Source organism: Streptomyces sichuanensis (assembly GCF_020328095.1).
Lineage (GTDB): Bacteria > Actinomycetota > Actinomycetes > Streptomycetales > Streptomycetaceae > Streptomyces > Streptomyces cinnamoneus.
Genome location: NZ_JAIXMK010000013.1, coordinates 108,027 through 129,521, shown reverse-complemented (window position 1 = coordinate 129,521; position 21,495 = coordinate 108,027). Strand labels below are relative to the sequence as shown.

Genomic DNA, 21,495 nt, shown 5'->3' with positions numbered 1-21,495 from the left:
GAAGCACCGTGACCGACAGCCCCACGGCCGCCTGTGTGATCAGCGCCTCAAAGGTGCCGGCGAACCGCCGCCGCGGAGGTGACCTGCGCACGGTCCTGTCGCCCGGCACCGTCGGATCCACCTCCGGCTTCATGGGGGTGCTCACCCTCGCGCCGGGCGAGGCCGTCACCGAGCACTACCACCCCTACTCCGAGGAGTTCGTCCACCTGGTGCGCGGCACCGTGCGGTTCCGTCTGGACGACGTGCCGCACACGGTGGTCGCCGGACACGGGGTGTTCATCCCCATCGGCGTCCGGCACCGGCTGGAGAACGCCGGGGACACCGACGCCTTCCTGGTCTTCCACCTGTCGCCGCTGGCCCCCCGCCCCGAGCTGGGCCACGTGGACACCGAGCCGGCCCCCGGGGTGACCGGGTGACGCGGCGACTGGCGGCCGTCACCGGCATCGGGGTCGTCGCCCCCGGCGGAGTCGGCACGAAGGACTTCTGGGAACTCATCACCTCGGGCCGGACCGCGACCCGCGGCATCACGCACTTCGACCCGTCGGGATTCCGGTCGAGGATCGCGGCCGAGGCGGACTTCGTACCGGAGGACGCCGGCCTCGGCCCGTACGAGCGCACGCGCCTCGACCGCGCCGCGCAGTTCGCCCTCGCCTGCGCGCGGGAGGCCCTCGACGACGCCGGCCTCGCCCCGGGCCAACTGCCCCCGGAGCGGACGACGGTGAGCGTGGGCACGGCCGTGGGAGCCACCTGCACGCTGGAGGAGCAGTACGTGCGCGTCAGCTCGCGCGGTGAACGGTGGGCCGTCGACCCGGCCCGGGCGGTGTCCTTCCTCTACGACGCGCTCGTCCCGGGCTCCTTCGCCGCCGAGGTGGCCCGGTACGCGGGCGCCGAGGGGCCCGCCGCAGTGATCTCCACCGGCTGCACCTCCGGGCTCGACGCCGTCGCCCACGCCGCCGCCCTCATCGAGGACGGCACAGCCGACGCCGCGGTGACCGGGGCCACCGAGGCACCCATCTCGCCGATCACCGTCGCCTGCTTCGACGCCATCCGGGCCACCTCGCCCGGCAACGACAGCCCCGCCACCGCCTCCCGCCCCTTCGACCGGGAACGGGACGGCTTCGTGCTCGGCGAGGGCGCGGCCTTCTTCGTCCTGGAGGAGCTCGCACACGCCCGGGCCCGGGGCGTCGTGCCGTACTGCGTGATCGCCGGCCGCGCCGGCCGGTCCAACGCCTTCCACATGACCGGCCTGCGACCCGACGGGGAGGAGATGGCCGAGGCCATCCGCGTGGCGCTGCGGCAGTCCGGGCTGGCCCCGGAGGCCGTCGACTACGTCAACGCCCACGGCTCCGGCACCCGGCAGAACGACCGTCACGAGACGGCGGCCTTCAAGAAGTCGCTGGGCGAGCACGCGTACCGGGTGCCGGTCAGCTCCATCAAGTCCATGATCGGGCACTCGCTCGGCGCGATCGGCGCCATCGAGATCGCGGCCTGCGCCCTGACCATCGAGCACGACCTCGTCCCGCCCACGGCCAACCTCCGCACCCCCGACCCCGAGTGCGACCTGGACTACGTCCCGCTCACCGCCCGCCGCCGGCGGGTGGACACCGCGCTGTGCGTGGGCAGCGGGTTCGGCGGGTTCCAGAGCGCCATGGTCCTGGCCACCCCGGAGGCACTGGCGGCATGAGCACGCGCACCGTCGACACCACCGACGACGACGCCGTCTTCACCGGCATCGGCGTCATCGCGCCCAACGGCACGGGCACCGAGGAGTACTGGCGGGCCACCCTGGAGGGCAGGAGCGGCCTCGGCCCGCTCACCGGCTTCGACACCGAGGGCTACGACCTGCACGTCGCCGGGCACGTCACCGGCTTCGACGCCACGCCCCACCTGCCCGCCCGGGTCCTGGCCGAGACCGACCGGTGGACCCGTATGGGCCTGGTCGCCGCCGAGTGGGCCCTCGCCGACGCGCACGCCGGGGCGGCCGGCTGGGACCCGTACGAGGTCTCCGTCATGACGGCCAGCTCCTCCGGCGGCAACGAACTGGGCCAGCGGGAGATCCAGAAGCTGTGGCACCAGGGCCCCGGCCAGGTGTCCGTCTACCAGTCCATCGGCTGGTTCTACGCGGCCACCACCGGCCAGGCGTCCATCCGGCACGGCTTCAAGGGCGCCTGCTCGGTGCTCGTGGCCGAGCAGGCCGGCGGCCTCGACGCCCTGGCGCAGGCCCGGCGCGCGCTGCGGGAGGGGCACCGCGCGGTGCTCACCGGCGGCACCGAGGCGCCGCTGTCCCCGTACGCCGTCACCTGCCAGCTCCCGGCTGGCACGCTGTCACCGGCACGGGACCCCGCACGCGCCTACCTCCCTTTCGACGAGCGGGCCGCCGGCTGGGTCCCCGGCGAGGGCGGGGCGATGTTCGTACTGGAGCACCCGCGTACCGCGGGGGAACGCGGGGCTCCCCACCGCTACGGGAGACTGACCGGCCACGCCGCCGGGTTCGCCCCGGAGGGCGCCGGCCGCCGCGTGCTGGACAGGGTGGTGCGCCTGGCCCTCGACGACGCGGGGCTGCCCCCGGCGCACGTCGACGCGGTGTTCGCCGACGCGAGCGCCCGGCCCGGGGCCGACGCCGACGAGTCGCAGGTACTCGCCGACGTCTTCGGGCCCCACGGCGTCCCCGTCACGGCGCCCAAGACCATGACCGGCCGGCTCTACGCCGGAGGCGCGGCCCTGGACGTGGCCGCCGCCCTGCTCGCGCTGCGCGACCAGGTCCTGCCGCCCACCGCAGGAGTACGGCGGCCGGCCGCGCACCACCGCCTCGACCTGGTCCTGCGGACCCGGCCGGCACGGCTGCGGAACGTCCTCGTCCTGGCCCGCGGAGAGGGGGGTTTCGTCTCGGCCTGCGTGCTGTCGCGCTGACACAGGAAGCGGAAAGAACGCCGAAGAACACGGAAGGACCCCTTCACGCCATGGCGACACCGATCACTCTCGACGAACTGCTGCGCGTGCTGGCCACCTGCGGCGCGGAACTGCAGGAGGCCGGCGACGACGCGGGCGACGCCCCCTTCGCGGAACTGGGGCTGGACTCCCTGGCGCTGCTGGAGGTCGAGGCAGTCCTGCGCAACAGCCACGGGACCGAGCTGCCGGACGACTTCCTCGGCCGGGTGCACACGCCCAACGAATTCGTCCGCGAACTCGACGCCCTCTCCCAGGAGGTCTCGTGAACAACGTGGGCCACACCCTCAACAGCGTCGTCATCGACGCCCCCATGGACCTCGTCTGGCGGATGACCAACGACCTGGAGTCCTGGACCTGGCTGTTCAGCGAGTACGAGAGCGTCGAGATCCTCGAACGCGACGGCGCCACCGTGCGGTTCCGGCTGACCATGCGCCCCGACGAGAACGGCACCCGCTGGTCGTGGGTGTCCGAGCGGACGACCGACGAGGCGTCCCGCACGGTACGGGCCCGGCGCGTGGAGACCGGCCCGTTCGCCCACATGGACATCCACTGGACGTACGAGCAGACCGGCTCCGGAGTGCGCATGACCTGGCGCCAGGACTTCGCCATGAAGCCCGGCGCCCCCCTGGACGACGAGGCGATGACACGCCGCATCAACACCAACACCACCGTCCAGATGGACCGCATCCGCGACCGCGTGGAAGGCATGGCCCGTGCGCTGCCGACGGCCCCGCTGCCCCTGCGCGGCCGCCGGATCCTGGTGACCGGGGGCACCCGCGGCATCGGCCGGGCCGTGACCCTGGCCGCCGCCCGGGCGGGCGCCAGGGTGGTGGCCGGGTACCACAGCGACGCCCGCGCGGCCTCGACGCTCGCCGAGGAGCTCGGCCCCGGCCACCCGGTCCCGCACACGGTACGGGGCGACGCCGCCGACCCCGCAGCCGTCGACGAGACGGTCGCCGTGTGCCGCGAGAGGCTCGGCGGGCTCGACGGCGTCGTCGTCAGCGCCGGGGTGATCAGCCACCACCCCTACGGCCGGCTGCCGCTGGAGGAGTGGCAGCGCGTACTGGCCACCAACCTCACCGGCGCCCACCTGGTGCTGCAGAAGACCCTCCCGCTGCTCGCCGACGGGGCCTCCCTCGTCGTCGTCGGCTCGGCGGTGGCCACCGCCGGCATGCCGTACGGCGCCCACTACACCGCCGCCAAGGCCGGGCTGAGCGGCCTCGTCCGCAGCCTCTGCAAGGAACTCGGCCCCCAGGGCCACCGGGTCAACCTCGTCGCGCCCGGCCTGATCGAGACCGACATGGCCTCCGGCATGACACCCGAGAAACGCAAGCACTACGAGCAGCTCACCTCGCTGGGCCGGCTCGGCGAACCCGCGGAGGTGGCCGGCCCCGTGCTCTTCCTCCTCAGCGACGCCGCGCGCTACGTCAGCGGCACCACACTCCTCGTCAACGGAGGCATCTGATGGGACACTCCGTGCAGCAGCCCGCCACGTTCCGCGCCGTCGTCTCCCTGCACCTGCGCCCCGGCACCGCGCCGGAGTTCGAGCAGACGTGGTCGAGGATCGCCGCCGACGTCCGCACCCAGCCGGCCAACCGCGGACAGTGGCTGGTGGCCGACGCCGGCGACCCGGAACGCTACGAGATCGTGAGCGACTGGCAGGACGAGGAGTCCTTCCGCGCGTTCGAGCGCAGCGAAGCCCACCAGGGTCACCGCAGCCTGCTCGCGCCGTTCCGCAAGGACGTCTCCATGCGCACCTACGCCGTCCGCAGGGCCGTGGCACTCCCGGAACGGCCCGCCGACGCCGAGGTGTACGTGCTGGTCCCCGCGAGCGCCGGGCACGCCGAGGACGTCCTGGCCACCTACCGGGGCATCAGCGGAGAACTGGCCGGCACCCCGGGGCTGTCGTTCAACGCCCTGCTGCGGGACGTCGACCACCCGCGGCGTTACGCCGTGCTGAGCCGGTGGAGCGGGCTGGAGGCGCTACGGGCGTTCGAGACCGACGGCCGCCACGACGCCACCGCGCCGTTGCGCCGGCACCGGGACGACGCGGCACCGGCCCGCACCTTCGAGGTCGTGGACTCCCATGAGTGACCGGGAGCCCGGCGCCGGCCCGGGGGAGGAACCCGTCGTCCTGGTGACCGGGACGACGGGGCGTCAGGGCGGCGCCGTCACCAAGGCGCTGCGCCGGGCCGGCCACCGGGTGCGGGGCATGACCCGGTCGCCGGAGAGCGCGCGCGCCACGTACCTGGCCTCCCGCCGGGTGGAGGTGGTCCGCGGCGACCTGACCGATCCCGCGTCGGTGGCGGCCGCGGCGAAGGGGTGCACGGCCGTGTTCCTGGTCACCGGCCTGGACGGGGGCCCGGAGCAGGAGGTACGGGCGGGGCTGGCCGCGCTGGAGGGAATCCTGGCGGCGGGGCGGCCGCACACGGTGCTGGCCTCGGTGGCGTCCTGCGACCGCGACACCGGCGTCCCGCACTTCGACAGCAAGTGGCGGCTGGAGGAGGCGCTCCGGTCGAGCGGTCTGCCGTTCACCGTCGTGGCCCCGGTGTTCTTCATGGAGAACCCCAGGCCGTCGCTCGCGGCCACCGGCGGCCGGGTCCTGGCCTCGCCGCTGCCACCGGACCGGCCGCTGCAGCAGGTCTGCCTGGAGGACATCGGGCAGTTCGTGCGGTGGGTCGTGGAGCATCCCGCGTCGTCGCTGGGGCAGCGGTTCGAGATCGCGGGTGACGAGCTCACCGGCGAGCGGGCGGCCGAGGTGCTCGGCCGGGTGACCGGTCGGCCCGTCACCTACCGGCCGCTGGAACCGGACCCGCGGATGCTGGGCGCCGACCTCGCCGCGATGTTCCGGTGGCTGGCGGCCGAGGGCTACCGGGTGGACGTACCGGCGCTGCACGGGCGGGTCCCGGAGGTGGGCTGGCACTCCTTCGAGGAGTGGGCCCGGGGCCGGGAGTGGCCGGGGGACGCCGGGCCGGGCGGGCCGGTGCGCCCGTAGCCGGCGGCCGCGTTCAGCGGGGGGAGATCAGCGGCATGAGGACCTCGTCCACGATCCGTTCGATCTCCTCCCGCGAGATGACGGCGTCCTCGCTGGCCAGATGGTGCAGGACGAGCGCGGGGCCGGTCCGGGCGACGAGCGGCGAGGACGCGCCCGGGCGTGCCTGCCCCCGGGCGACGGCGCGGTCGAGCACCTCGGCGAGGAGTTCGGTGCGCGGCCGCAGCACCTTCTCGCGGACCATGCGGACGAAGCCGGGGTCCTGCCGGGTCCCGGCCAGCAGCATGCGCACGGCGGAACCCGTGGGGGTGGTCGTCGAGGCGGCCATGCGCTGCAGCAGGTCGACCAGGTCGTCGCGGACCGAACCGGTGTCGGGGGCCTTGCCGGGGTCGCCCGCGAAGTGCCGCAGCGCGTCCAGCACCAGGTCGTCCTTGCCGGCCCACCGCCGGTAGAGGACCGCCTTGCCGGTCTGCGCGGCCGCGGCCACGCCCTCCATCGTCACGCCCTGGTAGCCGTGTTCGTACAGCTGGCCGACGACGGCCTCGAAGATGGCCGCCTGGAGTTCGGCGCCGTACCGCCGTATCTGCCGTCCGGTCCCGGCGGCCGTCCGGCCGGTGCTGGCTGACATCACTCGCTCACCTCTCGCGGACGGGCGCCCGGGGCCGCCGGGCCGTCAGGGCTCCGGGCCCCTGAAGCACGGAAAAAGACTAACGGCGGAACGCAAGAGACGGTACCGTTCCTTGAGGAGACGCTTGCGTCTCTTATGTTTCGCTGGAGGTCCTGGAGGTCCCCCGAATGACGTCCGTATCCCGGCCCCCCGTCGAGAGCGCCCCCGAGGCGTCCCGGCGGCACCGGCCCGGTATCGCCCTGCTGCTGATCGCCACCGCGCAGATCATGGTCGTCCTGGACGCGACGATCGTGAACATCGCGCTGCCGAGCATGCAGACCGCCCTGGACATGGACACCGTCGGCCTGTCCTGGGTGGTGAACGCCTACACCCTGGCGTTCGGCGGGCTCCTGCTGCTCGGTGGCCGCACCGGTGACGTGCTCGGCCGCCGGCGGGTGTTCATCGCCGCGTGCACGCTGTTCGTCCTGGCCTCCCTGCTGTGCGGTCTCGCGCCCTCCACCGGCTGGCTGATCGCCGCCCGCGCCCTGCAGGGTGCCTGTGCGGCCGGCATCTCGCCCACCGCGCTGGCGATGATCAGCTCCAACTTCGAGGAGGGCGAGGCGCGCAACAAGGCGCTGGGTACGTTCGCGGCCGTCTCCGGCGCGGGCGCCGCGGTGGGCCTGCTGGCCGGCGGCCTCCTCACCTCGTGGCTGTCGTGGCGCTGGGTCTTCTTCGTCAACATCCCCATCGGCGCGGCCGTCGCCCTGCTCGCGCCGATGTTCCTGCGCGGCTCCGCGCCGCAGCGCCAGTCCTTCGACGTGGCCGGCGCCCTGACCTCGGCCCTGGGAGTGACGGCGCTGGTCTACGGGCTGGCGACCACCGAGTCGGACACCGGGTCCTCCTCCTGGGCCGCGCCGGTCGCGTTCGTCGTCGCTGCGGTGCTGCTCCCGGCGTTCGTGCTGCTGGAGCGGCGCCGGCGGCACCCGCTCACCCCGGTGGGCCTGTTCACCGTGCGCGACCGGGCGGGGGCGCTGGTCATCATGGCCTGTACGGGTGCGTCGGTGATCGGGTTCTTCTTCTTCCTGACGCAGTTCGTTCAGGAGGTGCTGGAGTACAGCGCGTTGCGGGCCGGGTTCGCCTTCTTCCCCGTGGCCATGGCGATCGGCATCGTCGCGCAGGTGTCCTCGGCGTTCATCCGGAGGACCGGGCCGCGGCCGTTCCTCATCGCAGGTGCCCTGCTGTCGGCCACCAGCTTCCTGTGGCTCTCCCAGGTCTCCCTGTCCTCCGGCTATCTGACGGGCGTGTTCGGGCCGGGCGTGATCTTCGGTGCCTCCATGGGCTGCCTGTTCCCGCCGCTGACCGTCCTGGCCCTGTCCCGGGTGCCGGGACAGGACGCGGGGGCGGCGTCGGGGGTGCTCAACGTCACCCAGCAGGTGGGTGGTTCGCTGGGGCTGGCGGGCCTGGTCGCCGTGTTCACGGCCGTGACCGGAGGGGTGCACGGGCCGGCCGAGCTAGTTCAGGGCATGGACCGGGTGGGCCTGGTGGCTGTGGCTCTCAGCCTCACGTCCCTCGTCGTCGCCGTCTTCGTGGTCACCATGAAGCCGGCGGACGTCGACGAGGCCGCCCTGACCGCCCTTTGAGGAGTGCGACGAGGCCGTCAGATGGCGATCGGCGAAGACGCCCGCCTCCACGCGGTTGCGGGCACCGATCTTTCGCATGGCCTGCGAGAGGTACTTCTTCACACTGGCCTCCGAGACGTGCATGGCTTCCGCGATCTCGGCGTTGCCCAGCCCCCGGGGCAGATGGACCAGAGCGGTCCGCTCCTGGGGGGTCAGCCCCGTGACGGAGACCGGCGGCGGGACCGGGCGGGCGGCCCCCTGCCGGCCGACGGGGGCGGCCGGGTAGACGGCGACGCCCCCGCCGCCCACCAGGGAGACGGCGTGGACGAGCACCGTCGTCGGCGCGCACGAGGCGAGCAGACCGCGCGCGGCCGGGCAGCACCGGTGCAGCGTCGAGGCGGCCGCCCCGGCGGCGTGCAGCAGGACGAGCCCCAGCCGCTCGGCGAGTTCGGAGATCCCGGGCGCCAGGAACGCGGCGACGGCCTGCGGGCTCATACGGCTGACGTTCAGCACCACCACGTCGGGGCGCAGCGTCTCGGCCATGCCCGGAAGGGCGCGGCTCGTGGCGGAGTCCCCGACCACGGACAGCCCGGGGGCCGACCGCAGGATGGAGACGAGTCCGGACCTGGATATGTGCTCCTCGTCGATGACGATCACTTTCATTCCTGTTCCCCCGTGACTGTGCTGTTGCGACTGTGCGGTCGGAGTGCAGGTGCCGTGCGGGCGATGTCAACCTACATATCCTCACACGCAGTCCGTAAGTGATCGGGACTGACGCAATTCGGCCAATATTTGCACTGATCATGGAATATGATCATTGGTCCCTTGTGATCCCTCTGCCCCGGGGTGACCTTGTGTCAGAAGTGGAGCGCCGAGGCCCGACCGGCGGAGCCGCCCCGGCCGCGGACCTCGTTTCGGCCACGGTGAGGTGCACGACTCCGGTGCGCCACGGAAGTGGCCGGTCCCCGCCTTGTCCGACACGGCGCGGCGGACCCGGCCGTTCCCCGGCGCGGCGGTGCCCGGCATCGGCGCCGGTGGGGAACGGAGCCGCCGCGTCGTGACTCACCGTTCCCTGTCGGACACGACGGGTGCTACGGTCGCGGGTGGGCTTTCGGGCGGTTGTGCAGGGGAAGTTCCGAATGGGGTGCTGACGGAGCTGTTCGTATGCATGTCGAGTACAAGGTGCTGGGACCGCTCGAAGTGGTGCGCGACGGCCTGCTCGTCCCCGTGACCGCCCCGAAGCAGCGCGCGGTGCTGGCCTGCCTCCTGCTGGAGGCCAACCGTGTGGTCACGGTGGACACGCTCGTCGACCGGGTATGGGACACCAGCCCGCCTCCCGGGGTACGCAACACCCTCCAGAACCACGTGCTGCGACTGCGCCGCACGCTGGGCTGCGCCGGCCGTGAGGGGCCCCTGCACACCCGTCCGCAGGGCTACTTGCTGGAGGTCCGCGGGCCCGCACTGGACCTGGCACGGTTCGACCTGCTCGTACGGCGCGCCGACGCCGCGGAGACGGCCGGTGACTGGGCGTCGTGCGCGGCTCTGCTGACCGAGGCCCTGGGGCTGTGGCGGGGACCGGCGCTGGCCGACGTGCCGTCGCAGACCCTGGCAAGGGAGGCCGTCCCCGTTCTGGCCGAGCGCCGGACACAGGCCCTGGAGAAGCGGATCCGCGCCGAGCTGGAGCTCGGCGGCCACGCCCGCGTCCTGGCGGAGCTCCGGGAACTGACCGCGGCCCATCCTCTGCACGAGGGCTTCCGGGCCCAGCACATGCTCGCCCTCCAGAGAGCCGGTCGCCCGGGAGAGGCCCTCGGCGTCTACCGGAACGCGAGGGACATCCTGCGCCGCGAGTCGGCACCGAGCCCGGAGCCCGGTTGCGCGACCTGCACCGCCGCCTGCTCGCCGATGACGCCGCGCCGGCCCCGCCGCCGGCTCCCACCCGGTCCGGCACTCCTCCGGCACCTGTCCTGCCGGCCGAGACGACGTCGTTCGTCGGCCGCGAGGAGCACATCGCCCAGGTGCGGCTCCTCCTGCGGGAGACCCGGCTCGTCACCCTGACCGGCGTGGGCGGCGTGGGCAAGACCCGCTTGGCGCTGCGTGTGGTCGGCGGCATCACGGGCGGGGACGTCCGGGACGGAGTGGTGGTGGCCGACGTCGCGGCGGTCGCCGGCCCCTCTTTCCTGGACCGGGCGGTGGCCGCCGCCCTCGGCGTACGGGACCACTCCGCGCGCCCGGCCCGGCACGGCCTGATCGAGCATGTGCGAGGCAAGCGCATGCTCGTGCTGCTCGACAACTGCGAGCATGTGGCGGCGGCGGCCGGCGAATTGGTCGAAGACCTGATGAGGACGGCCCCCGGGCTGCGCGTCCTGGCCACGAGCCGCCATCCGCTCGCCGTGCCCGGCGAGCACGTCCGGCTGGTGCCGCCCCTCACCCCTGGGGAAGCACTGCGTCTCCTGAAGGACCGTGCGGCGGCTGTGGCCCCCGGAGCCCTGCCCACCACGACCGTGGTGACGGCGCGCCGACCGGCCCGGAAGCCGCCGCCGACGAGGAGCCGCCGGGCGACCGGCGGCCGGAGGGGGACGCCGTCACCGGCCCGGCCGCGGCTCTGTGCCGACGGCTCGACGGCATTCCCCTGGCCATCGAGCTCGCCGCGATCCGCCTGGTCACGCTGTCGGTGGAGGAGCTCCTCGAACGGATCGACGACCGGTTCCGCCTGCTGGCCGGCGAAGAAGCCCGCGACACGCCCCGGTACCAGCGCACCTTGCGCGGTATCGTCGGCTGGAGCCACCACCTCTGCACTGCGCGCGAACGCTTGCTGTGGGCCCGCCTGTCGGTGTTCTCCGGCGACTTCGACCTCGCGGCGGCCGAGGAGGTGTGCTCCGGGAACGGCATCGACCGGGCCGACATCGTCCGTGCTCTGTCCGGGCTGGTCCACAAATCGATCCTCGCCGTCGTCCACCGCGGCAAGCGGACGCGCTACCGCATGCTCGAAACCATTCGGCAGTACGGCCTGGAGCGGCTGCGCGGCCTGGGTGACGAGGAACGGCTCCGGGAACGGCATCGCGAACACTACGGTCGCCTGACCGCCCTCGCGGCGGCCGACTGGTGCGGCCCCGACGAGGTCGAGTGGCTGAGCCGGCTGCGGCAGGACCTCCCCAACATCAGGGCGGCACTCGACTTCACCGCGACCCGCCGGGACGGCGTCGCCGCAGGTCTGGAAATCACCGCGAACCTCACACGAACCCGCTTCTGGCACTTCAGCAGCACCCTGGGCGAAGGACGCCAATGGTTCGACCACCTGCTGTCCCCCGGCGCCCGGATCCCGGAACCCGTGCGGCTGGGGGCAGCCGCGCTGCGGGCGTGGACATGCCTGGTCCAGGGGGACCGGGAGTCCGCCGGTGCCCTGCTGGCCGAGTGCTACGACCTCGCACGGCGGGTCCCCGGCGGAAGGGACGCGCCGGCGGTCCTCTTCCTGAGGGGAGCCGAGACGTTCCTCGTGCGTGCGTCGCCGGCCGCCGCCGGGCAGCTGGACCGGGCCCGGGGGGCCTTCGCCGCTGCCGGCATGACGGGCGACGCGCACATGGCCGCCATGCTGCGGGCCATGGCATGCGCCTTCCTCGGTGACCGGACGGAGGCCACCGATGCTGCCGCCGGACTTCTGGCCGAGGCCCGTTCGGCGGGCAGTCCGTGGGCCTGTTCCTGGGCCTTGTGGGTGCTGGGGCTGACCGAGCTCCGGCACGGCGACACCCGGGAAGCGGCCGTTCTCTTCCGCGACGTCCTGCGACGACAGTGGGAACTCGGGGACTGCTGGGGGCCGGTGTGGAGTGTCGAAGCCCTCGCCTGGGCGGCGGCCGCCGGCGAGAAGCACGCATGGGCGGCACGGTTGCTCGGGGCGGCCCACCAGCTGCGGCGGGCCACGGGAGTGGAGCTCGCCGGACTCCGGCCCTTCCTCGACCTGCACGACCACGCCGTGCGCTCGGCCAGGCAGGAACTGGGCGCGGCGGCCTTCGCCGCCGCCTTCGCCGACGGCGCCGCGGACGGCACCGTGTCCGCACACGTCCGGTCACTCCTCCTGGATGCCGGACCAGAGCCGCCGGCACGGGCAAGCCCCTGCCTCCGGGCCGTGGAACGGGTGGAAGAGCCGTGACCGGAGCCCGGAGCGCGTGACCAGGAAGTGACCGTCCCGACAGCGTCGGCCATGACAGTGGTGGCATCGCCTCTTGGAGGGCAACCACCTGCGACGGGGAGTTTCCATGCGTTCGAGGAAGAGGGCAGGCACGCTGGCCGCCCTGCTGCTGTGCGGCTCGGCGTTGCTCGCTACGACCGCGGCTCCCGCCGTGGCCGTCGGCGACGCCGAGGCCAAGGTCGTCACCCGAGCCCAGTGCCGTCTGGGAGGAGGGACGACGGACCCCTGGCGAGGCGGCTTCTGCCACGGAGGGGAGTTCGACGGGTACCTCCTGTCCGACTGAGCAGGCACACCACGACGGGGGAGGGGCGGCCCGGGCTCCGGTCCGTGCCGCCTCGCCTGCCGCTCACCGCACCTCGACGGGCGGTAAGCCCAGCGGCGCCTACACGTTCAAGAAGGCGTCGAGGCCCTGTGGCGACGGCGAGGCGGTCGGCGGGTCAGGGAACCGGCAGCGGCCTGGAGCGTCGAAGGCGGGCTGTCACGTGGGAACCTCCGACGCCGGGAACGAGCAGAACGCGTCGGGTCGGCCCGCGACAGTACCGGCCGAGTCCTTCACCTGCCGCGCGGATCATCTGAAAGGTCGGATGCGTGATCTGCGGCCCACTGTGCCAGCGTGCGGCCTGGCCTGCCCAGGACTCGTTCGACATCGGGCAGGACCTCGGGCGGCTCTTCCGCGTACTCGGCCTGATAGCCCAGCAGGTATTCGGCGACGTCCCACGGCATCCCGGCCGTGATGTACGCGGCGCGAGCCTGGCCGTACGTCAACGGCTCGAAGGTCAGCGGCCTGCCCAGGCCCTCGGCGATCGCCGAGGCTTGCTCCCGCTGCGTGAGCTGCTGTGGCCCACTCAGCGAGTACGCCTGCCCGGCATGGCCCTCCGAAAGGAGCGCCGCAGCGGCCACTTCGGCGATGTCCGCCTCGTGAAGGGGGACACCGAGCGCGTTGGGGAAGGCGCTGCGTACCGTGCTCTCCGCGCGGATCGACGCTCCCCACATATCCAGCTTGTTACTGGCGAACTCGCCCGGACGGATGTGCGTCCATTCCAGACCAGAGGCTTCGATGACCTCCTCGACGTCGCGCAGCATTTCGTAGCTGCCTGGCCGCCGCACGGTGACGGCGAGGCCGGAGAGATCGACGATGCGCCTGGCCGCCGCGTCCGCGGCGAGCTTCACGAAGGCGCGGGCCTGTTGTATCGCACGTTCGGGGTCGAGTGCACCGGACAGGAAATAGACACCGTTCACTCCGTCAAGTGCCGTTGCCACTCCTGTGAGTTCGGTGAGGTCGCCTGCCACCACCTCGACGGCATCGGGAAGGTGAGCTCCTTCCGGGTTCCTGGTCAGGGCCCGCACTCGCTGTCCGGTGCGGAGCAGCCGGTCGACCAGGACGCGGCCGACCTTTCCCGTCGCGCCCGTCACGAGAATGGTCATGTTTTCCCCTTCGTGGTTGGTGCCGAACTCGTCGGTGAACGGCCGACGATAGGCCCGCATGACTGCGGTGCGCATATGGGCTCATGTCTCATGTGGCGGGTCAGCGGGGTGGCTTGCCGCGGGTGCGTACGATCAGGGGAATGGAGGCACTCGCACAGCGCCTGGTCCCCGACGAGATGTGGGCGGCGGCCCGTCCGCTTCTGCCTGCCGTGCCGCCGCGGCCCCAGGGCGGTGGCAGGGCGGCGGCTGACGCGCGCAGGGTCATGGTCGCCGTCGTCTATGTGGTCACCAGCGGCTGTGCATGGCAGCAACTGCCCTCCTCGTTCAGGGTCAGCGTGCCTACGGCCCACCGCTGGTTCATCCGCTGGAGCGGTGCGAATCTGTGGCAGAACCTGAGCGAGGCGACGTCCCGCACCCCGGCGCTCGCCGCCTGGACCAGGACGATCCACGAGTGCGCGGCACGCCGCGTCCACCGCTGAGAAAGTCACCAAACGAGACAGGGCAACGGCTTCCGGCGCCCACGACGCGTAGACCAGCGTGCGGACCTGCGCTCGGCGTCACGGGTCCCTCTCCGGGAGACAGCTTCGGGAGGGCGGCGCCATCGCCCCGTGGGACCGCGTCGTACCGGTGTTGCCGCAGAAGCCCGACCGCGGATGGCGGCACTCCTTCCATAGCTGAGACGATCACCTGGACTTACGGATGATTGCAGAGGTTGGGTCATGACCGTCGTGGTGCTGCTCGGCGTCCTCGCGCTCGCTGTCGGTGGGTGCGCATGCGTGGTGTGGGCGGAGCGGGGCGGGCCTCGCTGGGTCCGTGTCGTGGCCACCATGACACTCGCCGCCGGCGAGTTGGTGCGCCGCTCCGCAAGAGCCGGCGCCGGAGGCGGAACCGGCCCACCGGCGGCGGTGATGAGCAGAGGGGACGCTGGAGCAGGTGAAGGCGAAGGGCTTCCGTCTGGCACCATGACGGCGCGACCTCCAGCTCAGCCGGAGCCGGGTGCCACGGCGGCCGAGTCGGGCGGGCGATGACGAGCCAGGTCCACCGCGGATCTGCTGCACCACACGAAGAGTGCTCGACATCTGGCCTCCGCAGGAAGACCTGACGGCAGCGGCCGACGTCGGCCGCGGTGGCACCGGCCCCGGACCGCCACAGCCGGACCGGCTTCGGATCGGCGTCGGGCGGCAGGCGGCGGCCGACGTCCCTACCGGGGCAGGGCGACCGCCCGGCCGGTGACCCGTACACGGGCGTCGGCGGGGTCGACGTCGACGACGAGGTCGCTGGGGCGGCCCATGTCCTCGCCCTGGCGGATACGGATCGTCATGGGCCGGCGGATCTGGCCGGTCGCCCGCAGGTAGCCGCCCAGTGCGGCGGCGGCCGCGCCCGTGGCCGGATCCTCCACGACGCCCCCCACGGGGAAGGGATCGCGGGCGTGGAAGAGCTGCTCGGTCTCCCGGTGGACCAGTTGCACGGTGGTCCACCCTTGGGACCGCATGACGTCGGCCAATGCGTCGAAGTCGTAGGAGAGATCTGCCAGTCGGGCGCGCGAGGCCACGGCCACGACGAGGTGCTCGTTGCCGCCGTAGGCGACGTGGGGCGGCAGCGCCGGGTCGAGGTCTGCACGGGCCCAGCCCAGGGCGGCGAGTGCCGCGTCCAGCTCGGTGTCCCCGGCCGGCAGAGAGCGGGTGGGCGCGCTGGTGAGGGTGGCCCGGACCGCGCCCTGTCCGTCGGTGGACGTCGCCACCGGGATCTCGCCCACCTCCGTGTCGAATGTCAGCTCGCCGGGGCCGAGGCGTTCGGCCAGGGCCACTGCGGTGGCGACGGTGGCGTGACCGCAGAACGCGACCTCGGCCAGGGGACTGAAGAACCGGAGCCTGAAGCGCCGCGCCGCCGCGTCGGCCTCGGTGACGAAGGCGGTTTCGGAGTACCCCACGCGGGCGGCGATCGCCAGCATCGCGGCCTCGTCGAGCAGGGCGGCGTCGAGGACGACGCCTGCGGGGTTGCCGCCCGCGGGGTAGTCGGTGAAGGCGGCGTAGCGCAGAACCTGGGTGGCGGAATCAGGGGTGAGGACATCGGTGGTCATGGCCCAACTCTCCCTCACCGAAAGGAATCGGCACAAGCGATGGATTCCGATGCAAGGTATCTGTACATCCGATGGCATCTCCTATGCTGTGCCCCGTGGACACCCGACTCCTGCGCACCTTCACCACCGTCGTCAGAACCCGGAGCTTCACCGCGACGGCCGCCGAGCTGCACCTCGCCCAGTCGACGGTCACCGCCCAAGTCCAGGCCCTGGAGAAGGAGCTGGGCACCCGGCTCTTCGACCGGCTGCCCCGGGGCGTGGCGGTCACCGAGGCCGGCAGGCGTCTGCTGGGCGAGGCGGAGAGCGTGCTGGACGCGGTGTCACGGCTGCGCGCGGCGGCCGCCGCCGACGGGCCACCCGCCGGCCGGGTCGTCGTCGGAGCGGGCGAGACGCTCTGCTCGGCCCGGCTGCCCGGTGTCATCGCCGCCCTGCGCCGGCTCCACCCCGGTCTCGAAGTCGACCTGTGGCCCGCGGGAACCACCGATGCTCTCGACGGCCTGCGCGCCGGCCGGCTGGACGTCGCGCTGCTGCTGGAAGACGGCGTCGACGCACCCGACATCGACGTCGAACACCTCGCGGACGAACCGCTGGTCCTCGTCTGTGCTCCCCAGCATCCTTTCGTGCAGCGGACGGAGCCGGTCACCTGGGAGGAACTCGCGGGGGAGTCCTTCTTCCTCCACGAACCGGGCTGCTCCTACAGCGACCGGCTCGCCGACCGCCTGCTGGCGGTTCCGGGCGCCCGGACGCGGCTGACGCGCTTCGGCAGCATCGAGGCGGCTCGTTCGTGCGTGGCGGCCGGACTCGGCCTCACCCTGCTGCCCCGCGCCACCGTCGAGGAGGCGCTGCACGCCGGCCGCCTGGACGTCGTACCCGGCCCGCCGATCCCCGACGTCCCCCTCCAGCTGGCACGGCACCGCCGACGCTGGGCCTCGCCCGGAGTGCGGGCGGTGACCGACGAGCTCAAGCGGCACCTCGCAGCCGGGTGACGGCGGCTACGGAACTCCCCTCAATACTCCCCTCAACGCCCCGTGACGATCTTGTGGGTGAGGTGGATCAGGTCAGGGAGGGCGGGGTGGGTGGGGGTGCCGTGGTGCCAGGCCAGGAGCAGGGGCACGGGTGGGGCGTCGGTCAGCGGGCGGTAAGTGATCGAGGGATGTTCGTGCAGGCGGGGCGTTGCCGAGGTGGTGATGCCTACGGCCCTGCCCGCCGCGATCGTTGTCAGCCACTCGTCGGTGTTGGTGACCTCGATCGTCGCGGCGGGGCGCGCGGTGGCGGGCCACAGGTCCAGGGTGGTGGTGCCTGCCACTGTGTTCAGGGCGACCGGCCACGGTGCGAGGTCTGCCAGCGTGAGGGTGGCGTGCTCGGCGAGTTCGCTGCCGGCGGGTACGACTGCCACGCGTTCTTCTTCCAGCAGCAGTTCGGTGGCCAGCCCTGGTGCCGTGACGCGTCCGCGCAGCAGCGCGGCGTCGACCTGGCCCTGGGTGAGGCCGGCGGTTCGGTCGTCGATGCGGCGCAATTCCAGGGGTACGCCGGGATGTTCTTCGTCCCAGCGGCGCAGCAGGGGGATGGTGTAGTGGCCAAGGGCGGCCCACGGGTGACCGAGGCGCAGTGGCTGGGTCGTGAGGGAGCGCGGGTCCAGAGCTCTGTCCACGGCAGTCAGTGCGGCGGCCGCCTTGTCGTGGAACGCCCGGCCTGCCGCCGTGAGTGCCAGGTGGTGCGTGGAACGGTCGATCAGGCGGACGCCGAGGTGGTCTTCGAGCTGGCGCAGCGTGCGGGAGAGCGCGGGCTGGCCGGTGTGCAGACGGGCTGCGGCCCGGGTGATGGTGCCTTCCTCGGCGATGGTGAGAAAGGCACGCAGGTGCCGCAGTTCCATGCTCATGCCTCGCAAGCATAAACGCCGTTCAGCTGGCATTTCACAGGGCGGGGGCGGACTTTCTAGCGTGGGGGCATGACGAACACGAGCATGAGGCCTCAAGGGACAACGGCAACGGCAACTGCGGCTGCGCCCGCGGCGGCGCACACCGCACCCGTGGCGGGCCGTATCCGTGCGGCGGCGGCACCTGCAAGCGCCGGCAGTGTCGCCGGCATCGCCCTGGTGCTGGCCGGCACCGTCTCGGTGCAGTTCGGCTCCGCCGTGGCTGCCCTGCTTTTCCCGCGCGCCGGAGCCCTGGGCGTCGTGACGTTGCGGGTGACGCTGGCGGCCGCGTTGCTGCTGGTGCTGTGCCGTCCCCGGCTGCGCGGCCGCAGCCGTTCGGACTGGGCCGTCGCCGGCGCTTTCGGGCTCGCGCTGGCAGGCATGAACACCTTCTTCTACCAGGCGATCGACCGGATCCCGCTGGGCCCGGCAGTGACCTTGGAGGTCCTCGGCCCGCTGCTGCTCTCCGTGGTCACCGCCCGCCGGGCAGCGAGCTGGGTGTGGGCGGTACTGGCGCTCGCGGGCGTCTTCCTGCTCGGGCAGGGCGGTTTCGACCAGCTCAACCCGGCGGGCACCGGCTACGCGCTCGCCGCGGGCGGCATGTGGGCGGCGTACATCATCTGCAGCTCCCGCGCCGGGGCCCGCTTCGCGCGACTGGACGGCCTGGCCGTGGCGATGGTCGTGGCCGCACTGGTGACCTTGCCGCTGGGCATCGGCTCAGCGGGCACCACACTGCTCGAACCGGAGGTCCTGGGACTGGGCCTGGCCGTGGCGCTGCTGTCCTCGGGAGTGCCCTACGCACTCGAACTCCTGGCCCTGCGCCGCCTTCCCGCGGCGACCTTCGCGGTGCTGATGTGCCTTGCGCCGGCGGTTGCGGCACTGGCCGGCTTCCTGGTGCTGGGACAGTCTCTGTCGGCCCTGCAGTGCCTGGCGATCGCCCTGGTCGTAGCCGCCAGCGCGGGAGCGGTACGCGCGGGCGGAGCCGGGAAGGGATGACGGGCCCGAGGGCCGCCGGGACCGGCGCGCCATCCCGGCTCCGACGTTACGGTCGCCTCTTGGCTAGCCGTGTCGCACCCACGGACGGAGCTTCTCCGGGTTGCGGACCGCCCAGATCCGGGTGACGCGCCCGTCGGACACGTCGAACGAGGCTACGGTCATGACGACGCCGGCCCGCTGGGCCACCAGGCCCGGCACACCGTTGACCGACCGCTCCAGGAGTTCCAGGCCCGGAGCCTTGTCGGCCATGGCGACCATGTACTGGGCAATGCGCGCGCCGCCCTCGACGGGACGCAGGACGGCGCCGGCCCTCCCGCCGCCGTCGGCGGTCATCACGGCGGCCGGGTTGAGGAGACCGATGAGCGCTGCGATGTCCTTGGCCTCCCATGCCTCTTTGACGTGCTTCACCACGCCCGCCTGACCGGTGGCCGCCACCGGAGCGCGCGTGACGTTCACCCGCCGCCGTGCGGAGGCCGCCAGCTGTTTGCACGCCGCAGGTGTCCGGCCGAGGACGTCGGCGATCTCGGCGAACGGATACCGGAAGACGTCGTGCAGGACGAACGCCACCCGCTCGGCGGGCGTCATCGACTCCAGGACGACGAGGAAGGCCATGCTCACCGACTCGTCCAGGACGATCTGGTCGGCGGGGTCTGCAGGACAGCCGGTGGGGTCGGCGCTGCCCGCGTAGTCCCACTCGGTGCGGTCGGGCAGCGGCTCGGGCAGCCACGCGCCGACATAGCGTTCGCGCCGGGCCCGCGCCGAGCCGAGGAGGTCCAGACAGATCCGACCGGTCACCGTCGTCAGCCAGGCGCCGGGGGAGAGGATCTCCTCCTGCCGGTGTCGCGGCAGCCCGTACCAGCGTGCATAGGCATCCTGCACGGCGTCCTCGGCCTCGGTCACCGAACCGAGCAACCGGTAAGCGACATTGATCAAATGGCGTCGCTCGCCGGCCGTCTCATCTCTGCTGGTCCCGACAGTCCCCATGCTTTCGGCCGCCCCCTCGCCTTACCTTTCGCAGGCCCGCGTCGTCGGACTGATGAGACCTTATCGACCTACTGCCCGAGGGCGGACAAGGGGACTGCGGCATGGCCACTCAGATGACGAAGACGGCGAATACGCAACGCAGCTCCTCGTTCCTGCAGATCGCGATCGCCCTGCAGACCCTGACCATCCTCCTGCAGGCGGTCTCTGCCGGACTGCTGCTCACCTCGTCCTACGGAGAGACCCTGCACAGTGTCGGAGCCCGGGTGATGTACGGGGCGTCGATGCTGTACGTGCTCGCGGCAGTGCTGGCGTGGAAGCCGGGCGGCGGCTCACCCCGGCCTGTCTGGCACGCGTCGGGCTTCCTCGCACTCGCCTCGGTCCAGGTCGTGCTCGGCATCGCACACGTCTCGTCGGTCCACGTCCCCCTGGGTGTCCTGATGTTCGGTCTGAGCGTGCTGGCACTGGCCCGGCGCTAGGGTCCACGGCGTGGCCGCCGCCGGCGGACGTCCCGGAAGAATGCTGCGGTGTGCGATGGGGGCCCGCGCCACCGGACTGCCCGGCTACGGTGATGACGCACAGCGCCGACCGCCGCTGAGGCATGCCCGCGGGGTGCACGGGCCTGCCAGCGCCCTCTCCTTGTGGCGCCACAGCCCGGCAAGACCGAGCCGCTGAACCGAACCGGCTTACCGGAGCCCCCTCCAGCACCCGCCACTCCTCCGCGCACGAACGCCCTGTCTGAGGTTCGCGGTGCCTTGCCGGACCTCCTTTTCCATCTATCCGGCCTTGGGAGGTAAGAGCGCGGCGTCGCTCGCCCAGTAAGACCTTTTTCGGCTGCGCGTGCAGGGCTCTGGTCGAGAAACCTGGTGGCACAGATGCGCTCGTCTAGGGCGCGTCTCTTCGATGAGGCGACGTCAGGACCCTAACGTGGAGGCGTACGGCGTAGCCCGTTCGGGAATCGCACACGGCTCGTGACCGAGCACGGCCGAGGGCTGTCCGCCAGGTGATCAGCCGGCAATCGGCACTGCTGGGATCTACGGGGCCGGTCGTTCCACGGCGCCGAGGCCGCAAGACTTTCCACGACCTGAACACCGAATTCCTTGAGCGCATCGGGAACCCGATGGCTCAGGCCCGATGTACCGGAGAGCACCCCATGAGGATCCACCTCACCAGCGTCTTCGTCGACGATCAGGAGAAGGCCATGCGCTTCTACACCGATGTGCTGGGCTTCGTGAAGAAGCACGACATCCCGGTGGGTACGGACCGCTGGCTGACCGTGGTCTCGCCGGAGGACCCCGACGGGACGGAACTGCTGCTTGAGCCCTCCGGCCACCCCGCAGTGCAGCCGTACAAGACGGCGCTGGCTCAAGACGGCATCCCAGCCGCCTCTTTCGCCGTGGACGACGTACAAGCAGAGTACAACCGGCTGCGCGAACTCGGCGTGCGCTTCACCCAGGAGCCGGCGAAGGAGGACACGGTCACGACTGCGGTTCTGGACGACACCTGCGGCAATCTGATTCAGATCATGCACAGTGAGTAACAAGCCATTTCGTTTGCTTGTGACCTTGCGGAACTCCCGTCTCGTGACGATAGGCCAGGACCTCGCGGCCTGGGCCGTGTCCGGTACCAGCCGCTCCCCCCCACAGACAGCGGTTCTATCCGGTGGGCCTGAGGACATGACCGCAGATAGTGCAGACCAAGCCCAGGACCAGGAGGGCCCACGAGTGGGTGAGCAGGCTTGCGACCTG

General features: G+C 72.3%; 21 protein-coding genes and 2 pseudogenes. 17 read left to right on the top strand and 6 right to left on the bottom strand.

Annotated features, from left to right (window positions below; all coding sequences use genetic code 11):
• Positions 1 to 8: 8 nt before the first annotated feature.
• The 8 genes and pseudogenes from LE181_RS07105 (at position 9) to LE181_RS07070 (ending at position 5,944) form a co-directional block, all read left to right on the top strand.
• Positions 9 to 416: a cupin domain-containing protein gene (locus tag LE181_RS07105; RefSeq protein ID WP_225660299.1), complete on the top strand. Its 408-nt coding sequence runs from the start codon at positions 9 to 11 to the stop codon at positions 414 to 416.
• Positions 413 to 1,684, top strand: a complete 1,272-nt coding sequence (locus LE181_RS07100; RefSeq protein WP_225660298.1) for a beta-ketoacyl-[acyl-carrier-protein] synthase family protein — start codon at positions 413 to 415, stop codon at positions 1,682 to 1,684. Before LE181_RS07105 ends, LE181_RS07100 begins: the two co-directional genes overlap by 4 nt.
• Entirely contained in the window at positions 1,681 to 2,910 is a 1,230-nt protein-coding gene (locus LE181_RS07095; RefSeq protein ID WP_225660297.1) for a beta-ketoacyl synthase N-terminal-like domain-containing protein, read from the top strand. Before LE181_RS07100 ends, LE181_RS07095 begins: the two co-directional genes overlap by 4 nt.
• A gap of 50 nt (positions 2,911 to 2,960) precedes the next feature.
• The gene (locus tag LE181_RS07090; protein ID WP_225660296.1) at positions 2,961 to 3,215 is read left to right on the top strand and encodes an acyl carrier protein; all 255 of its coding nucleotides are present in this window, start codon (positions 2,961 to 2,963) and stop codon (positions 3,213 to 3,215) included.
• A 44-nt stretch (positions 3,216 to 3,259) separates the two neighbouring features.
• A pseudogene (locus LE181_RS07085) lies at positions 3,260 to 3,679 on the top strand (SRPBCC family protein); the annotation flags it as partial.
• Entirely contained in the window at positions 3,656 to 4,414 is a 759-nt protein-coding gene (locus LE181_RS07080; protein WP_225660328.1) for an SDR family NAD(P)-dependent oxidoreductase, read from the top strand. The pseudogene LE181_RS07085 and the gene LE181_RS07080, both read left to right, overlap by 24 nt.
• Positions 4,414 to 5,043, top strand: a complete 630-nt coding sequence (locus tag LE181_RS07075) for an antibiotic biosynthesis monooxygenase family protein (RefSeq protein WP_225660295.1) — start codon at positions 4,414 to 4,416, stop codon at positions 5,041 to 5,043. Before LE181_RS07080 ends, LE181_RS07075 begins: the two co-directional genes overlap by 1 nt.
• Entirely contained in the window at positions 5,036 to 5,944 is a 909-nt protein-coding gene (locus tag LE181_RS07070) for an NmrA/HSCARG family protein (RefSeq protein WP_225660294.1), read from the top strand. Before LE181_RS07075 ends, LE181_RS07070 begins: the two co-directional genes overlap by 8 nt.
• Positions 5,945 to 5,957: 13 nt before the next feature.
• Here the strand turns inward: LE181_RS07070 and LE181_RS07065 are convergent, their stop codons facing one another.
• The gene (locus LE181_RS07065) at positions 5,958 to 6,569 is read right to left on the bottom strand and encodes a TetR/AcrR family transcriptional regulator (RefSeq protein ID WP_225660293.1); all 612 of its coding nucleotides are present in this window, start codon (positions 6,567 to 6,569) and stop codon (positions 5,958 to 5,960) included.
• Between the two features lie 167 nt (positions 6,570 to 6,736).
• Here LE181_RS07065 and LE181_RS07060 point away from each other — a divergent pair, with 167 nt between their 5' ends.
• Positions 6,737 to 8,188, top strand: a complete 1,452-nt coding sequence (locus LE181_RS07060) for an MFS transporter (protein ID WP_372458273.1) — start codon at positions 6,737 to 6,739, stop codon at positions 8,186 to 8,188.
• Between the two features lie 45 nt (positions 8,189 to 8,233).
• Here the strand turns inward: LE181_RS07060 and LE181_RS32610 are convergent.
• Positions 8,234 to 8,662 (bottom strand): annotated as a pseudogene (locus tag LE181_RS32610) (helix-turn-helix transcriptional regulator); the annotation flags it as partial.
• Between the two features lie 669 nt (positions 8,663 to 9,331).
• Here LE181_RS32610 and LE181_RS07050 point away from each other — a divergent pair.
• From LE181_RS07050 to LE181_RS07040, 3 genes are all read left to right on the top strand, one after another.
• Positions 9,332 to 10,222: an AfsR/SARP family transcriptional regulator gene (locus LE181_RS07050; RefSeq protein WP_225660291.1), complete on the top strand. Its 891-nt coding sequence runs from the start codon at positions 9,332 to 9,334 to the stop codon at positions 10,220 to 10,222.
• A gap of 616 nt (positions 10,223 to 10,838) precedes the next feature.
• Positions 10,839 to 12,311, top strand: a complete 1,473-nt coding sequence (locus tag LE181_RS07045) for an ATP-binding protein (protein WP_225660290.1) — start codon at positions 10,839 to 10,841, stop codon at positions 12,309 to 12,311.
• A 106-nt stretch (positions 12,312 to 12,417) separates the two neighbouring features.
• The gene (locus tag LE181_RS07040; protein ID WP_225660289.1) at positions 12,418 to 12,633 is read left to right on the top strand and encodes a hypothetical protein; all 216 of its coding nucleotides are present in this window, start codon (positions 12,418 to 12,420) and stop codon (positions 12,631 to 12,633) included.
• A 269-nt stretch (positions 12,634 to 12,902) separates the two neighbouring features.
• On the opposite strand, the gene LE181_RS07035 is transcribed toward LE181_RS07040, so the two are convergent.
• Positions 12,903 to 13,850 (bottom strand): NAD(P)H-binding protein, encoded by a 948-nt coding sequence (locus tag LE181_RS07035; RefSeq protein ID WP_225660288.1) that lies wholly within the window; start codon positions 13,848 to 13,850, stop codon positions 12,903 to 12,905.
• Between the two features lie 65 nt (positions 13,851 to 13,915).
• Here LE181_RS07035 and LE181_RS07030 point away from each other — a divergent pair, with 65 nt between their 5' ends.
• Complete coding sequence (locus LE181_RS07030; protein WP_225660287.1) at positions 13,916 to 14,254, top strand: transposase; 339 nt, start codon at positions 13,916 to 13,918, stop codon at positions 14,252 to 14,254.
• A 722-nt stretch (positions 14,255 to 14,976) separates the two neighbouring features.
• Here the strand turns inward: LE181_RS07030 and LE181_RS07025 are convergent.
• Positions 14,977 to 15,855, bottom strand: a complete 879-nt coding sequence (locus LE181_RS07025) for a PhzF family phenazine biosynthesis isomerase (protein ID WP_225660286.1) — start codon at positions 15,853 to 15,855, stop codon at positions 14,977 to 14,979.
• 95 nt (positions 15,856 to 15,950) lie between these two features.
• Here LE181_RS07025 and LE181_RS07020 point away from each other — a divergent pair, with 95 nt between their 5' ends.
• On the top strand, positions 15,951 to 16,841 hold the full coding sequence (locus LE181_RS07020) for a LysR family transcriptional regulator (RefSeq protein ID WP_225660285.1): 891 nt from the start codon (positions 15,951 to 15,953) through the stop codon (positions 16,839 to 16,841).
• Positions 16,842 to 16,873: 32 nt separating this feature from the next.
• On the opposite strand, the gene LE181_RS07015 is transcribed toward LE181_RS07020, so the two are convergent.
• Positions 16,874 to 17,734: a LysR family transcriptional regulator gene (locus LE181_RS07015; RefSeq protein WP_308103089.1), complete on the bottom strand. Its 861-nt coding sequence runs from the start codon at positions 17,732 to 17,734 to the stop codon at positions 16,874 to 16,876.
• Between the two features lie 84 nt (positions 17,735 to 17,818).
• Between LE181_RS07015 and LE181_RS07010 the strand changes: the two genes are divergently transcribed.
• Positions 17,819 to 18,766, top strand: coding sequence for an EamA family transporter (locus tag LE181_RS07010; RefSeq protein WP_372458275.1), 948 nt, complete (start codon positions 17,819 to 17,821; stop codon positions 18,764 to 18,766).
• 63 nt (positions 18,767 to 18,829) lie between these two features.
• Here LE181_RS07010 and sigJ read toward each other — a convergent pair whose 3' ends face one another.
• Positions 18,830 to 19,750, bottom strand: coding sequence for an RNA polymerase sigma factor SigJ (sigJ, locus tag LE181_RS07005; protein WP_225660283.1), 921 nt, complete (start codon positions 19,748 to 19,750; stop codon positions 18,830 to 18,832).
• 101 nt (positions 19,751 to 19,851) lie between these two features.
• Here sigJ and LE181_RS07000 point away from each other — a divergent pair, with 101 nt between their 5' ends.
• Together LE181_RS07000 and LE181_RS06995 are read left to right on the top strand one after the other, a co-directional pair.
• On the top strand, positions 19,852 to 20,226 hold the full coding sequence (locus LE181_RS07000; protein WP_225660282.1) for a hypothetical protein: 375 nt from the start codon (positions 19,852 to 19,854) through the stop codon (positions 20,224 to 20,226).
• Positions 20,227 to 20,900: 674 nt separating this feature from the next.
• Positions 20,901 to 21,287, top strand: coding sequence for a VOC family protein (locus LE181_RS06995; RefSeq protein ID WP_225660281.1), 387 nt, complete (start codon positions 20,901 to 20,903; stop codon positions 21,285 to 21,287).
• Positions 21,288 to 21,495 lie beyond the last annotated feature (208 nt).